A 14,730-nucleotide genomic window follows, 5' to 3' on the forward strand; every position below is an offset into this window, starting at 1 on the left:
GCGCAACAGATCGGGACGTCTGAGGAAGGGGCTGTCAGCCGGTGTCTTGCCGCCCAGGACCACATGATTCCCACCACCAGTTCCCGAGTGTCGTCCATCCAGCATGAACTTTTCAGTCCCCAGTCGAGACAGCCGGGCTTCGTCGTACAGGCCGGTGGTTAACTCAGCCAGATCATTCCAGGTTTCCGTGGGTGGAGTGTTCACTTCGATCACCCCGGGATCCGGTGTGATCTTCCAGACAAGAAGCCGAGGATCATAAGGAGGGAGGTACCCTTCCACCGCGACCGGCATCGAAAGTTCGGCCGCAGTTTCCTCGATCGCAGCGATGAGTTCCAAGAAGCATTCGGCTGTTTCAACGGGTGGAAGGAACACAAACATGCGTCCATCGCGTGGCTCAACCACCAGCGCCGTACGCACCCAACTGTCATTCATCTGGAATGGTTCAGGCTGCTTCCAGTGTGAATTTTGATGGCTGTCAGAATTTCCATTGGAACCATTGTGGCCATCATGCCCGTTCGAAGGTGACCCTGAGTATGCGCCAGATCGATCAGCCGGCAGACTGTTAGCACCGTCACTGCCAGGAGCCAGGGTCTTGCGAGCGACCGAAGAGACTGTTGCACCTTCACCAAACCCCCAGTGTTCTGTCGAAGGCCGATCCTGAGCAGCTTCCCCGAGGTTTTGAGCTGACCACAAATTCGCGCCACTGGTCGAGGCGACTCCAATAGGAGTTGCAGGAATCATCGCCTGAGCTGCCCGCCGGAGTGATTTCGGGACGGGAAGTGGCGGAAGTGGTTCCAGAGGATCTCGATCGACAAGTCGTCCCAGACGTTCATCGGAAATGTAGGGCAGCGAATCCAGCGGCAGGCGGAAGCCCATCGCGGAATCACCCGGAAGCAGATAGAACTGATCGCGCCTGACAGGCCATTCGGCTGTGACCCAATGCGGTGTCGAACTCCAGCGGTTACGGCGCAGTGGCAGAACACAACCCGTGGGTTTACCCAGTCCTCGCTCAAACAGTCGTACGATACGCTCGCGCTCCTGTTTGTCTTTGAGCTTGTTGTCGAAGACATCGACATTGATCGGCAATCGCATTTCACGCATGGCGTAATAAGCGACGTCTTCATATCCATCGACAATGGTGCTGGTCGTGACTTCGAGATTTTTGGCCAGAAGTTCGATAAACCGTCTGGCATCCGCAAAATTGAAGTCGTATTTGGTTGTTTCGTCGGCCATGAGATTTCGATCACGCCAGACGGGTAACCCATCTTTTCGCGAGATCAGCGTAAATGCCCAGCGGGGTAATGGCTCGCCTGGATACCATTTTCCCTGGCCATAATGAATCAGTGCTCCACGGGCAAAACGCTCGCGAATACGCCGAGAAAGGACATCAGCCCGCATCCGTTTTGTCGGTCCCACGGCGGCCGTATTCCATTCTTCGCCTTCCATGTCGTCGATGGAAACAAACGTCGGTTCGCCACCCATGGTGAGTCGTACGTCGGCTGCCTGCAGGTGACGATCCACATCGTTCCCCAGCCGCATGATCCGTTGCCACTGCTCGTCAGTGTAAGGCTTCGTGACACGGGGATCTTCGTGAACTCGAACGACTTCCATTTCGAAATGGAATTTCGTTTCACAGGGATCGATCGCTCCTGTGATGGGTGCTGCAGAACTTGGCTCTGGCGTACAAGCCAAAGGAATATGCCCTTCGCCACAAAGCAGACCTGAAGTCGGATCCAGACCCACCCAACCGGCTCCCGGAAGATAAACTTCCGTCCAGGCATGCAGGTCGGTGAAGTCATACTCGGCACCGGAAGGGCCATCCAGAGCTTTGACATCGGGAGTCAACTGCAAAAGATACCCAGAGGCAAAACGAGCGGCATAACCAAGGTGCCTTAGAATATGAACCAGCAGCCACGCAGAATCCCGGCAGGAACCCGATCGCTTGGTTAAGGTCTCTTCCGGCGTTTGAACACCATGTTCGAGGCGGATGACGTAGCAGATATCTCGATGAAGCTGGCGGTTCAGTTCGACAAGAAAATCAATCGTTCGCTGTGGTTTTTGATCGACCGATTCAATGTAAGTTTTGAGGGCAGGTGTGGCCGCGGGAACTTCCAGGTAGGCCGCCAACTCGGCTTTGAGCCAGGGTTCGTAGATGAATGGAAACTTCTCGGCATACTCTTCGAGAAAGAAGTCAAACGGATTGATGACTGTCATGTCGGCAATCAGGTCGACACTCACGCTGAATTCCGTCGTCTGTTTGGGAAAAACCAGACGTGCCAGAAAGTTTCCGTGAGGATCCTGCTGCCAGTTCAGAAAATGGTCTTTGGGCTCAATTTTGAGCGAATAAGAAACGATGGGTGTCCGACAATGAGGTGCCGGCCTGAGTCGCACAATGTGCGCGCCCATCGATACCAATCGATCGTAGGTGTAGACAGTTTTGTGATGAAGAGCGACACGGATCGTCATTTGGTCTGCGCTTTACTTACAGTATTCGTTGCGGGTGCCGCACAAGCTGGTTGTTTCGGCCCTCTATCAAAGTTGATGACAGTCGAAAATTCTCTGGCAAAAGTTCCTGGGACAAATCCACACTCAATTGACGTGAAACTCGGTCGTAACGATCTTCTGGCCAGATCCAATTCCTGTTTGCGGTAAAGGGAAAATGAGCGCCCGCCGCCAGGATTGCTGTAAGAGTAGTTCACAAACAGGCACCGACTTGCTCCTGAATCAACTTTCTGAAGATCTGGCCATGGGAAATCGGAACTTGCCAACAAAAGTTTGCATCGAGTGCAATTTTCGTGCATTGTGAGGTGTGAAATGAGGCTCACGCCATGAAAACTTTGATGAGAAGTGAAAGCCACGTCAAATTTCAAAGATCGCATCGTGATGTGCCATAAAAACGGGCGTTTTTTGGATTGAGTGGCGCATATTTTGGGCATGTCCTGGGTTTTTGCTTGCGAGTTAATTTACAAGATTTATTGCTTCTCCAGGGAAAACTTCTCTTATGTTTCTTTTGCCTGAAATTCGTGCAGCTTTGGTCGCTTTGCTGCTGATCCAGTTGGCTGCTGAATCTCTCTTGGCCAATGAACTGACTTTGCTCTCACATCAATCTCCTCGGCCGAATGTGGTGTTTATTCTCGCTGACGACCTGGGGTGGGGAGAAGTCGGTTGCTTTGGACAATCCAAAATCCCCACGCCCAACATTGACCGCCTTGCGAGTCGGGGCGTCAAACTGACTCGCCACTATAGTGGTGCACCAACATGTGCCCCCTCACGTTGTGTCCTGATGACGGGAAAACATCTGGGACACGCAGAAATTCGTGGCAATCAGCAGGCCAAAGTGAAGCTCCCCCAGTTCACTGAGGGGCAGCATCCTTTGAGTGACAAGGCTTTAACCATTGCCAGACAGTTTCAAAAGGCAGGATACGCGACCGGGGCCTTTGGAAAATGGGGTCTGGGGTCAGTCGGCAGTACAGGTGAGCCCAATCGTCAGGGATTTGATGAGTTTTTTGGTTACAACTGCCAGGCTCTGGCTCACAGTTACTTTCCCAAAGCCTTATGGAAAAATGGTGAGAGTATTGTCATCAATGAAAAGCCGGTTCCCGGCCATAAAAAGCAACCTGAAGGCGAAGTGACGATGGAGGCTTACCAGGGAGAAAATTACGCTCCCCGGTTAATTATGGCAGAGGCTCTCTCGTTTATTGATCGTCATCATCAGCAGCCGTTTTTTCTTTATCTCCCGTTGACTGAGCCGCATGTTGCGATGCAGCCACCGCCGAAAATTGTGGAAGAGTTTCCGGCAGAGTGGGATGATCGCGTTTATCGAGGCGATGGCGGCTATCTGCCACATCCCAGGCCCCGTGCCGCCTACGCCGCCATGATTCGAGATCTCGACAACCATGTGGGCGAAGTCATAAGCTCTCTCGAAAAAAATGGTCTGCTGGAGAACACTCTGATTGTCTTTACCAGCGACAACGGGGCGACACATGCCAGTGCCAATCCCGATTTTCATGTCGGCGGCGCTGATCCTCTCTTCTTCAATAGCACCCGCGAACTCAAAGGATTTAAGGGAAGCATTTATGAGGGAGGCCTTCGTGTCCCGGCCATTGTTTCCTGGCCCGGGCAAATCCCTCCTGCGACAACCATCGAGACCCCCAGTTATTTTCCCGATTGGTTTCCCACTCTCTGTAATGCCACCAACCTTCCACTTCCTGAAGGTTTAGATGGCGTCAACCTGTTGCCCTTGCTGACTGGAAAAACTTCTCCAAGTCAGTTCGTCCGTCCCGAACCCATGGTTTGGGTCTACGCCGAATATACCGGTCAGGTTTGTGTGCATCTGGGAGACTTCAAGGTTCTCAGACGCAGCCTTCGCACCAACCGGCCCGGGCCCTGGGAAGTCTATCATCTTGTTTCTGATCCCAGTGAAAGCACAAATCTGGCAGACAGCCGGCCTGATCTTGTTGCCAGGGCGATTGAAGTCTTGAAGGCTCAAACCTCGCCGAATGAAGTCTTTCCTATGCCAGAGTGTGACCTGCCTGTCGTCGAACACGGTGCTCCCAAGGCAAAAACACCGGGTCAAAATCGCTCCAGGAAAGAATCTGGGGCGACAGAGTAACCATCAAGCTCTTCGCTTCGAATTAGAATTTTGGCCATCACGCAATATCAGCACGAAGACGCATGTCGCTGAGTAAGTGCGTAAGAAATCGCCAAGGCCAGAGAGTTCAGCCGAGTCGACGTTTCATCGGCCCGAGACATGAAGACCACCGGGTGTGTTGTCCCCATCAGCATCCCGCCAAACCGGCAATGGGCTGTGTACATGATGGCTTTAACCGTAAGGTTGGCTGCCTGTAATGAAGGGAAGATCATGGCATCGGCATTTCCCACGATCTGCCGGTCAAGTTGCTTGCGAGAATTGGCCTGAGCATCCATGGCCATATCAAAGGAGAGTGGGCCTTCAATGACACAATCGGAGAACGCCCCCTGTTGACCCATCTCACAAAGCTCCGGGCAATCGAGAGTATCCGGCATCGCCTCGGAGACTTTTTCGGTCGCTGCCATCAGTCCCATGCGAATGGGATCTTTTGATTGGGCTGAGTGAGAGTCGAACTTGAGTAACCCTCGAGCCGCACTGGCCAGATGGTTGAGCATTTGCCGCTTCTGTTCCCGACTCGGAGTGATGGTGATCCCTGTATCTGTCATCAGAAAACGTCGATCGACCGACAGGAGTTCCATCAGCACGACCTGACAAATCACTTGATCTGTCCGCAGGCCCTGGCTTCGATCCAGCACAGCCTTCATTAGCGCAGGGGTTGCTATCTGGCCTTTCATCAGGAGATCAGCACGCCCGGCACGAATCTCGGCAGTGGCAGCCTGAGCAGGAGCGGAAGAATCGGACGGAGCATCAATCACATCCACGATCCGGAATTGATCGAGAGAGATCCCCGCAGCATCGGCCAGCTCTTGGATTTTCGGAGCAGGGCCAGTGAGTATCGGTTCGATCCAGCCGCGTTGGCTGGCCAACGACATGGCTTCGAGCACTGTCACATCAGCACCGCCAGCCGCAACAACACGCATGCGAGGCTGGAGTTGATCAAGATAAGCGAACATCACATCGAAAGATGGCAGTGGCATGCAGTCAGACACTCCTCGAAGTCGCACGATCAATCATTAGGGATGATTAATGCATTGTTGTGGCCGAAAAATGATGCGGCACCTGTATCGTCACCAGATTATTCGGCGGGGAAGTGAGGCCGGGTATGCTGCCAGTGAGGAGTTCGCTTTTCCAGAAAGGCACCAATCCCTTCTTGAGCGTCGCAGGCCAGAGCATTCTGGGTCATCAGTTCGACGGCTTTCTGATATGCCTCGACCTCAGAAACTTCGGCCAGATCGTAGAAAGCCCGTTTGCCAATTTCGAGAGCCGTCGCACTCGCCCGGCTGATTGCCAGAACATATTCCTCGACAGCCTGATCAAGTTGATCAGCCGCAACCACTCGGTTCACTAAACCGATTTTGTGAGCTTCCGCAGCGGAAACAACTCGCCCGGTCAGCAACATTTCCATGGCGACCCGTGGCGGAACCACGCGGATGAGTGGAACCATGGGGGTGGTACAAAACAGACCAATTTTCACGCCGGGCGTGGCGAATCCTGCAGTATCCGCTGCCACCACCAGATCACAGGCAGCGGCCAACTGGCAACCGGCGGCTGTCGCTAAACCTTGCACGCGAGCAATCACAGGTTGAGGTAACTTTCTGAGTCCCAGCATGACCCGCGTACAGCGAGCGAATAAATGCCGGTACTCCTCCTCTGTTCGACCCCGCATTTCTCCAAGGTCGTGTCCTGAACAAAAGACCGGGCCTTCGGCAGCAAGTACGACAACGCGAATGGAACGATCTTCTGCAATCGCACTCAAATGCAATTCGAGTTCTTGCAGCATCAGTTCCGAAAGGGCATTTCGACGTGATGGTCTTGCGAGTGTCAGTCGAAGCGCAGCCGCTTCGCGCTCCACTTTGACAAACGCTTCATCAGAACTGGCACCCGGCATTACGATCCATCCCCTCGAAACTGCCCGAAAACATCATGCGATAGTCTTTGGGCAGCAATTCAATTCAGTTTCGAGTGTTACCAGAAGAAGTACCTGCAGCACTGGCAGCAGCATTAGCAGGTGGTGCTGCAGGCTTTTCGCCCCCGAGAGCCTGCAGGTTTTTCACTGCGTCTCCAGGGATGGCCTGCTTCTTGATGGCGGCACGGATAATTGGAATCAACTGCTCATACACGGGCTTGGCTTGAGGGCCTAAAGTGGAGTTCGCCAGCAAGCCGCCCGGGTTTCGTTTAAGAGCATCGCGATCACTGTCGTCCAAAGGCTGGAAAGCCAGATACAACTTCACGAATGCTGAGCGAAGCATCGCTTCATCCTGCGGAGTTGACTGCATCGCCGAAGCCAGTTCCACCCCAAAGTTCGCCAATGATTGAGTGATTTTTGCAGCAGGAACTGATGGTTCATACGCAATTCGACCCAATGCGCGGGCGGCTTCACCACGAACCAGCCAGTTCCGTTTGGGATCATTGAGGATCGCCAGCAGCGTGTTCCACAAATATGGCTTTCGCTCGGCACGGTCATAAATTGTGTCATTGGCCGAGAGAAGTTGAACAAGTCGCATCTGGTACCAGAAATGAGTGTCTATGGGCAGGAGTTGATCGACTGCCGCCTGGGCAATTTCCGATTTGAGATTGGAATCAGGCTGACCAACCTTCAGAATTCGATGCAGGCTATTGGCGGCAGCGGTCTTGATTGCTTCCGGCTGGTTAGAGTCCTTAAGAATCTCCACCAGGGGTTTGGCGGCCGGCGCATAGGCCTGAATCTGTATTCCACCTCGCGGATCGTTGGGCAGAATATCCAGTTCACCCAGCAATATGGCAACCTGCAGCCGGACGTAGAAGTTGTTGTCAAGAAGTGGCACGGCCTGCTTCACGATCTCATCGCAAAATGCTGTGCGAAAAGCCCGGATATCATCGGGACGGGTCTTGTTTTTGGCTGCAAATGTCATATCGCGAACAGTCAACTCTTGGCGAAACTTATGGAGATTTTCGCGATTCAGAGGATCTGAAAGCTGCGCCAGGCGATAACGAATTCCCCTTTTGAGGAGGTTTCTATCAGCTTCACTGGCAAGATCACCGTTGGTGACAACTGTGCTGTACTTGCTCATATCTCGTTTGAGGTCGTCGAGTTCTTTTTGTGTGGCCAGAGGTTTATCCAGCCTGGTCATCTCCAGGGCCTTAAGCGGTGGTCGATAATCGGCAGGCAGTTTCTCAGGATCGGGTGGAACCCAATCACGGTTGTCACGGTCTGAGCCTGGAATCACCTTCGGTACGGCAGATGGCGTCGGTGTAAATGGACGCCCACTCATCCCGGGAGCACCGTGTGCAGGAGGAGACGAACCACTCCCATGACCTGCTGGGGAACCCTGTCCCGGTCGCGATTTTGTCTTGGGGGCAGCGTGTTGAGCATCAGCATTGCCCATGCCAGCCAGGCAGATGGCCCCGCTCAACAAGACCGCCAGTGCACTTGTCGCATACTTTCCCTTTGCCGGATGTGAATGTCGATTCGGTGACTGTGGCGATGTCATCATGGGATTTACGGCTGGAAATCTCTGTTGGTGCAGCACTGGAGACATGATTTTATTTTCCGCTCATCAATAGGGCTCAGAGCTGAAACTGAGAGCCGAGCCAATTACGCAAGATGTGAGGAATTCAAAGATGTGATCGGGATGTTTCAGCAAAGATAGTGTCAGTCGATGGTCAAACCACCATGCCACCACTCATAAGTTAACTCCTCATGGAACGAAAAGCCAGAACGGTCTGGGGTTCCATTGAGCAAATCTTTCCACGGAAGCGGTTCTCACTTCTCACTTTAGGTACGCCAGCTTACCGGCAGTCCGCGAAGTCGATCCCTCAGATTGACCAGCAGATTTTCTGGAAGGTGCTCTGGATATTCTGACCTGCCAATTTTGATTCTTCAGGTCTGATCAGCAAAGAGTGTGAAGAATCGATGAAACATGGCGGCTGAGCCTGCAGAATCGATTCGGCAGGACATCGAACTTTGTAAGCTCTGCCAAAGAATCTGGCCGGTTCAGAACCAGATTGCAGTAGCAGACCAAATCCGGGCCCCAAGATAACGTACAACCATCATGACACAATTTGTCGACGGATTGACCGTAGGGATTGACCTCGGAACCTCTTCCTCAGGAATCGCGAGTTTGGCGGCTGACGGACAGCCCGTCGTTATCCCGAATTCCGATGGTCAATTGATCACTCCCTCAGTCGTGGTGATCAATGACAATGGCGAAGTCGTCATCGGCCCGCATGGTGACTGGATCCGCACTGTGAACCCGGATCGGGTCATTGTGGGGATCAAACGTCAGATGGGGAATCCCGACTATTCCAAAATCATCGATGGGAATCCGCTGAATGCCGAGTTCTTTTCGGCCCTCATTCTGATGAAGTTAAAGCAGGATGCCGAGGCCAGGCTCGGTGGCCCCGTCACAAATGCCGTCATTACTGTTCCTTATTATTTCAATGATCCCTGCCGTCGGGCCACGATGAATGCCGGTCAAATTGCTGGCCTCAACGTGATTGATCTGCTGAATGAACCGACGGCTGCCACCCTCGCCTATGCCTGGCAGAAAGGGGATCTCGGCAAGCTTCAGGCTGGGGTGCCTGAGAAAGAAAAAACAATCCTCGTCTACGATCTGGGTGGGGGAACATTCGACGTCACTGTTGTCCGTTACTCGGCTATGCAGTTTCGAGTTCTCGCAACCGATGGAGATACATTTCTCGGAGGTCTGGATTGGACCCGGCGCCTCGTCAACCATATCGCCGAACAGTTCCGTCTGAACTATCGACTCGATCCCCGTGATGATGCCCGAGCTCGCCTTGCGTTGACTGATGAATGCGATGAAGTGAAACGGGCACTTTCTGAGTTGCCTCAGGCCGCACTCGAATTCTCATACAAAGAGAAAACACTCAAACCCGTGATCACACGCGCAGAATTTGAGAGACTCACAGCCGATCTTCTGCAACGAACGCGAGACACCACAGAATTCGTGCTTGATGGAGTCGGTGTCGCCCCTCAGGAACTTGATGAAGTTCTCTTGATCGGTGGCTCGACTTATATGACTGGCGTCAGCGCGATGCTCGAAAAGCTGTGCGGTCGTGTCCCTGTGCGTGTGCTGGATCCCCAGTTAGCAGTCGCCCAGGGGGCTGCTATTCATGCAGGCATTCTCCAGGCCCGCGAAACAGGTCAAGTGCTTGGGCAAACAGGGGCCGTCGTCTCGCGATTGAAATCCGTTGAAGCGGTCGATGTGAATTCCCATTCACTCGGGATTGAGATCACTCCTCCCGGAGATCGTAATCGCAAGCTCAATCACATCATGATCCCTCGAAATACAGCCCTGCCTTGTGAGTTTAAGCAGCGATTTGTGACGAACACACCGAATCCTGCAGGAATTCTCGTGAGGTTGCTGGAAGGCGAGACGAAGGAGATTGATGGGTGCACTTTTATTGGCGATTTTCGCATCACCGGCCTGCCAGAGAATCTCCCCGTAGGTTCACCAGTGGAACTGACTTACCGTTACGACGAAAACCGTCGCATCACGGTGGTTGCCAAAGAACTTACTGGCGGTCGCCAGGCAACCTGCGAAATCCACTGGAGTTCCAACAGTGAAGCAGGGACCGTTGACCAGATGCAGTCGTTGGTGAACAGCTTTCATGTCGACTAAGGGGGGGCTCACGAGAAAGTGAGCATGGTGCTGCTGCCTGATCGCCATGACTCGATCGTATTCATCAGGCCTCTGCCGCCAGCGATGACAACTTGTCATCAACCGGGCAGGCATGTTTGTCACCAGCGGCACCGACCTGCGGAACAGCGATTTTCAAAAGCTGGTGAAACGTCGTCGAGAATTGTTTCACATCTTCTCAGGGCGATCGATTAGACTCCGAATGAGATTTCAAACAGCATCAGCATTCATTTCGCTTTTCACCTGTCCAAATTGAGTTCTCTGTCATTCAGCAGATCCTGCGGTCATCTCTTTTGCTATGCCGATGAGGCGATCTTTTTTCATGTTCAACTGGGAAAACACATGTCCAGCGATCACCTGGCAGACACTTCACCCTTCGTCTCGACCGGTCAGTTACCACCGATGGAGTCGGTTCAATCGTGGGTGAAGCAGGCTCATTCCCGCTACGGCCTCGAAACCTCGGGAGAAAACTCACAGGTCTACCCAGCCCTGGCCCGCGTACCGAGCGATTTGTTTGGCATCTCTGTCGTCAGCACTCAGGGAGAAGTCTGCAGTGTCGGAGATTGCGGCTACGGTTTCACGATTATGAGTGTTTCCAAGCCATTTGTTTTTGCACTGGTTTGCGAAATTCTCGGTGCCGAAGCCATGCAGGATAAAATTGGAGTCAACGCCACTGGCCGAGCTTTTAACTCCTTAGGTGCGATCGAGCAGGGGGATTCAGGTCGTACCAATCCCATGGTCAATTCGGGAGCCATTGCGACGACAAGCCTGGTTCCGGGGGACAATTTAGAAAAGAAGTGGGATTTTATCTACACGGGACTATGTCGCTTTGCCGGAAGAGACCTGTCATTAGATGAAGAGGTTTATGCTTCAGCCTCTGCAACGAATCATCGAAACCAAGGCATTGCCCGATTGCTGGAAAGTTATGGCCGAATCTATATGGATCCTGCCGAAGCCACGGATCTCTATACGAAGCAATGTTCGCTGAATGTCACTGCGACCGATCTGGCGATCATGGGGGCCACACTGGCTGATGGTGGTGTGAATCCTATAACAAAGGAACGTGTCGTCGATCCTTCCGTCTGCCATTATGCTCTGGCTGTCATGGCCACAGCAGGTCTCTATGAAACTTCGGGGGACTGGCTATATAGCATTGGCCTTCCCGGGAAAAGTGGGATTGGCGGTGGAATTGTCACTGTTTCTCCAGGGAAAGGTGGATTAGGTACTTTCTCTCCACGGCTGGATTCTGCGGGAAACAGTGTCAGAGGCCAATTGGCTTCGAAGTTCTTGTCTCAAAAACTGGGGATGGATCTCTTTCTCTCGAAACCTGTCTGACCCGATCGTATTGGGTTTTAACGCGTACTATTAATACGTTCGCCACTGCAACTCCGAGATCAATGTCTCTCAAAGGAACAGCGCCATGTCAGGACAATCAGCAGCAGGGGAAGTATCTGAGGTGACCGTCAGAGATTCCTGGGTGCCGATGATTGTCATAGCCATGGGGCAGGCACTAATGTCTTTTAACGTGGCAGCCATCCCTGTTTCGATGGGAGGGATGATCGCCAGTTTTCAGACACCACCGACCACAGTGGGAACAGCCATTGTGCTCTATTCTTTGGGTGTTTCCGGCTTCATTATGCTTGGTGCTCGGTTGGGCCAGCGGTTTGGATCGAAGATTTTCTTTCAGGCGTCTGTCACTCTATTCCTGGTGGCAATGATCGTGATGGTTTCCAGTCCGACGGCTGAAATCATGCTGGCTGCTCAGGCGATGGCAGGCATGGCAGGTGCCGCATTGGTGCCAACGCTGGTCGTGCTGATCGCCGACCACTACCGGGGAGCACAGCAGGCGGAAGCGGTCGGTTGGTTGGGTTCAGCCCGGGCCATCGCAGGTGTGCTGGCATTTGTAACAGTCGGATTTGTCGCCACCATCAACTGGAGGTTGGGATTTGGAATTCTCATCCTGCATGCCTGCGCGATCCTCTTTCTCAGTCGTAAGCTGAAACCTTCCACGCCTCGGCCTGAAGTGAAGATCGATATCTTTGGTGTCTTGCTATCCGCCACAGCGATTATCATGATCAGCTTTGGCGTCAATAATATTCGCACCTGGGGATTACTACTGGCGAGTTCCGCCGCCCCCTTTGACATTCTGGGGGTGTCGCCAGCTCTTGTGATGATTACCGTCGGAATCACGATTGGTCTGGGATTTCTCGCCTGGACATCCCGTCGCGGAAGGCTTGGTGGTACTCCATTGCTGGCTTTGGAAGTGATGGGCTCTCCGCGTGAATGGGCAGCGATCTTTGCGCTGTTTGTCATTGTGGGGATGGAGGGTGCTATCAACTTTACCGTCCCATTATACATACAAGTCGTCCAGGGAAGCAGCAGCCTGATGACTTCTGTGGCCATGATGCCCTTCATGCTGACGGTCTTCTTTACAGCCATTCTGATTGTCCGGCTCTATCAGAAGTTCAGCCCCAGGGTGATTGCACAGGTCGCCTTTACGATCGTTTCCCTTGGAACTGGCTGGCTGGCGTTTGTTGTGCAGAACGACTGGAGTGCTTTTCCTGTGGTGTTGGGACTGATTGTGATTGGTCTGGGGCAGGGGGCATTGGTCACGTTATTGTTTAATGTGCTGGTGACATCAGCCCCGAAGTCCATGGCGGCCGATGTCGGGTCATTGCGAGGGGTGACACAGAATCTGGCCGCTGCCGTCGGAACTGCTGTGGCTGGTGCCATGCTTGTCGGCTTGCTTACATCGGTCATTCAAATCGAGAAAGCCGATAATGCCGTGATCTCGGCGGAATTAAAGGATCAGATCAATCTCGGCAATATGAACTTCTTTAGTGATGTCCAGCTTCAAGACCGCTTATCAACCCTTCAGGCAACACCTGAAGAAATGAAAGAGGCCCTCGTGATTAACGCTTCGGCTCGCACGCGAGCAATCAAAACCGGCTTTCTCATCCTCTCAGGCCTGGCTTTATTAGCGATCTTTCCTTGTGCGTGGTTGCCGGGTTATCAGGCAAAGACATAATTGTGTTCGATTGATTCTTCTGAGATGTGAGTATCACCGTTCAGAATATGTGTTGGCAGAATCATTCAGTGCCAGAATCGTTCTCGCTGCTCACGAGTCAGTTTTTCGTATCGATCGGTATCTTCCGCCAGTTGATCAAGAAACCTGATGGCAAGTTCCCAGAACATGCTCTGGCGTTCTTTTTCTGTAAAGAGAACTCTGAGTCGTCGTGAGTAGGAGCCAAACATATATACTTGCGTATGCCTGGGGACTGCCCGTTGATTTGCCAGTAACGCCATATGCTCAATTTCCAGTAGCATGAGATGGAATCTTTGTTCCATCTCATGGTCAGAAAAGTTTCTCACCAATTCTCCTCGTTCGAGTGGAAGAATATTTGTTGTCAGATAGCTGTCGGGAGAAAACAGGCGGTCGTGCGTCTCGATAAATCGTGCCAGATTCGAAATTCGCCTGTTCCGCACCATGACAACTGAATTGAGGATAAAGACAAGCAAAGCGGTGAGTGCAGCCAGGACAGTTGCATAATCTCGTAAAGTGCTGGAATCCATCTCAACCTTCCCTTGATTTTCGAATAAGAGGGGTTGTCAATGCTGATCCCGTGCATGTTCATCATTACGGGATCAGCTCTCGCACCATCATATCGTGATGCCTGCTGAGATGATGCTGAGAAAACAGCACCCCAAAGAAAGAGCCACGCCTGAGAAGCGGATGCTTCGGGACGTGGCTCAAAGATGCCAGATTCAATTTTGAGATCGCAAGGAGACGGAGATTCCGGCTAAATAAACTCTAATGCCTTAGCTGGTTTTAGCTCAGTAGTTACGGGTTATTGGGCTGATGCAGCAGCCAGACCTGCCCGGAGTTTCTCTTCGCTTTCATGAGAAAGGCTGGTTTGCAGCAGAGTACCACCAAACTTTTCCACTTCAGCCAGCACTTTATCAGCCGTCATGTGACGAATCAGTACGAAGAGGGCTGCACTTCCTGGCTTGAGGGTTTCTGCCAGTTGCTTCATGAAGCCATCGTTAATACCCACGTCGGTCAAAGATCCTGACAGCGCGCCAGCACCAGCACCAACGGCCAGTCCAAATAAAGGATTGAGGAAAATCATCCCGACCAGAGTTCCCCAGAATCCTCCACTGATGGCACCGGCCGCCGTCAGATCATACATCTGACGCAGCTTGACCTTGCCTTTATCGTCACGAACTGCCACCACTGCATCAGCCAGATCAACCAGATATTCCTTCTGCATTTTCAGAAGGGCCAAACGCACTTCTTCAGCTTTCAGTTCGTCGTCGTAGCCAATTACTACTAATGATGCCATTGAAGTTCTCCTCGTTTGCAGTCAGTTACTCGGTCAATTCGCCAAACGCGATTTTATGCCGTCAATCATCACTCATTCCGGCGAGGCATTAAGCCGC

Annotated in this window: 11 protein-coding genes; 4 read left to right on the plus strand and 7 right to left on the minus strand. The window is 52.6% G+C overall.

The annotated features are described in order from the left end of the window. Positions 1-2,466 (minus strand): transglutaminase family protein (locus tag A6X21_RS06270; protein WP_068846762.1); only part of this gene is annotated, 2,466 nt, incomplete at its 3' end. 535 nt (positions 2,467-3,001) lie between these two features. Between A6X21_RS06270 and A6X21_RS06280 the strand changes: the two genes are divergently transcribed. Then, positions 3,002-4,612: an arylsulfatase gene (locus A6X21_RS06280; RefSeq protein ID WP_068846764.1), complete on the plus strand. Its 1,611-nt coding sequence runs from the start codon at positions 3,002-3,004 to the stop codon at positions 4,610-4,612. A gap of 47 nt (positions 4,613-4,659) precedes the next feature. On the opposite strand, the gene A6X21_RS06285 is transcribed toward A6X21_RS06280, so the two are convergent. The 3 genes from A6X21_RS06285 to A6X21_RS06295 form a co-directional block, all read right to left on the minus strand. After that, the gene (locus A6X21_RS06285) at positions 4,660-5,628 is read right to left on the minus strand and encodes a phosphate acyltransferase (protein WP_068846765.1); all 969 of its coding nucleotides are present in this window, start codon (positions 5,626-5,628) and stop codon (positions 4,660-4,662) included. 98 nt (positions 5,629-5,726) lie between these two features. Next, complete coding sequence (locus A6X21_RS06290) at positions 5,727-6,539, minus strand: enoyl-CoA hydratase (protein ID WP_068846766.1); 813 nt, start codon at positions 6,537-6,539, stop codon at positions 5,727-5,729. A gap of 64 nt (positions 6,540-6,603) precedes the next feature. Next, a complete protein-coding gene (locus A6X21_RS06295) occupies positions 6,604-8,169 on the minus strand; it encodes a HEAT repeat domain-containing protein (RefSeq protein WP_068846767.1) in 1,566 nt (521 codons plus the stop codon). A gap of 513 nt (positions 8,170-8,682) precedes the next feature. Here A6X21_RS06295 and A6X21_RS06305 point away from each other — a divergent pair. Beyond that, on the plus strand, positions 8,683-10,272 hold the full coding sequence (locus A6X21_RS06305; protein ID WP_068846769.1) for an Hsp70 family protein: 1,590 nt from the start codon (positions 8,683-8,685) through the stop codon (positions 10,270-10,272). A gap of 64 nt (positions 10,273-10,336) precedes the next feature. On the opposite strand, the gene A6X21_RS25325 is transcribed toward A6X21_RS06305, so the two are convergent. Next, on the minus strand, positions 10,337-10,462 hold the full coding sequence (locus A6X21_RS25325; protein ID WP_261340639.1) for a hypothetical protein: 126 nt from the start codon (positions 10,460-10,462) through the stop codon (positions 10,337-10,339). A 170-nt stretch (positions 10,463-10,632) separates the two neighbouring features. Here A6X21_RS25325 and glsA point away from each other — a divergent pair, with 170 nt between their 5' ends. After that, positions 10,633-11,625: a glutaminase A gene (gene glsA / locus A6X21_RS06310; protein WP_068846770.1), complete on the plus strand. Its 993-nt coding sequence runs from the start codon at positions 10,633-10,635 to the stop codon at positions 11,623-11,625. An 85-nt stretch (positions 11,626-11,710) separates the two neighbouring features. Beyond that, positions 11,711-13,318, plus strand: coding sequence for an MFS transporter (locus A6X21_RS06315; RefSeq protein WP_068846771.1), 1,608 nt, complete (start codon positions 11,711-11,713; stop codon positions 13,316-13,318). Positions 13,319-13,383: 65 nt separating this feature from the next. On the opposite strand, the gene A6X21_RS06320 is transcribed toward A6X21_RS06315, so the two are convergent. Both A6X21_RS06320 and A6X21_RS06325 read right to left on the minus strand, forming a co-directional pair. Continuing rightward, positions 13,384-13,863 (minus strand): hypothetical protein, encoded by a 480-nt coding sequence (locus tag A6X21_RS06320; RefSeq protein WP_068846772.1) that lies wholly within the window; start codon positions 13,861-13,863, stop codon positions 13,384-13,386. Positions 13,864-14,138: 275 nt separating this feature from the next. Next, positions 14,139-14,633 (minus strand): DUF1269 domain-containing protein, encoded by a 495-nt coding sequence (locus A6X21_RS06325; protein WP_068846773.1) that lies wholly within the window; start codon positions 14,631-14,633, stop codon positions 14,139-14,141. Positions 14,634-14,730 lie beyond the last annotated feature (97 nt).

Source organism: Planctopirus hydrillae (assembly GCF_001707835.1).
Classification (GTDB): domain Bacteria; phylum Planctomycetota; class Planctomycetia; order Planctomycetales; family Planctomycetaceae; genus Planctopirus; species Planctopirus hydrillae.

Bases quoted from the DNA above. Each gene is read 5' to 3' on its own strand.
- A6X21_RS06285 (WP_068846765.1), bottom strand. From the start codon at position 5,628: ATGCCACTGCCATCTTTCGATGTGATGTTCGCTTATCTTGATCAACTC.
- A6X21_RS06295 (WP_068846767.1), bottom strand. From the start codon at position 8,169: ATGTCTCCAGTGCTGCACCAACAGAGATTTCCAGCCGTAAATCCCATG.
- A6X21_RS06280 (WP_068846764.1), top strand. From the start codon at position 3,002: ATGTTTCTTTTGCCTGAAATTCGTGCAGCTTTGGTCGCTTTGCTGCTG.
- A6X21_RS06290 (WP_068846766.1), bottom strand. From the start codon at position 6,539: ATGCCGGGTGCCAGTTCTGATGAAGCGTTTGTCAAAGTGGAGCGCGAA.
- glsA (WP_068846770.1), top strand. From the start codon at position 10,633: ATGTCCAGCGATCACCTGGCAGACACTTCACCCTTCGTCTCGACCGGT.
- A6X21_RS06320 (WP_068846772.1), bottom strand. From the start codon at position 13,863: ATGGATTCCAGCACTTTACGAGATTATGCAACTGTCCTGGCTGCACTC.
- A6X21_RS06315 (WP_068846771.1), top strand. From the start codon at position 11,711: ATGTCAGGACAATCAGCAGCAGGGGAAGTATCTGAGGTGACCGTCAGA.
- A6X21_RS06325 (WP_068846773.1), bottom strand. From the start codon at position 14,633: ATGGCATCATTAGTAGTAATTGGCTACGACGACGAACTGAAAGCTGAA.
- A6X21_RS06305 (WP_068846769.1), top strand. From the start codon at position 8,683: ATGACACAATTTGTCGACGGATTGACCGTAGGGATTGACCTCGGAACC.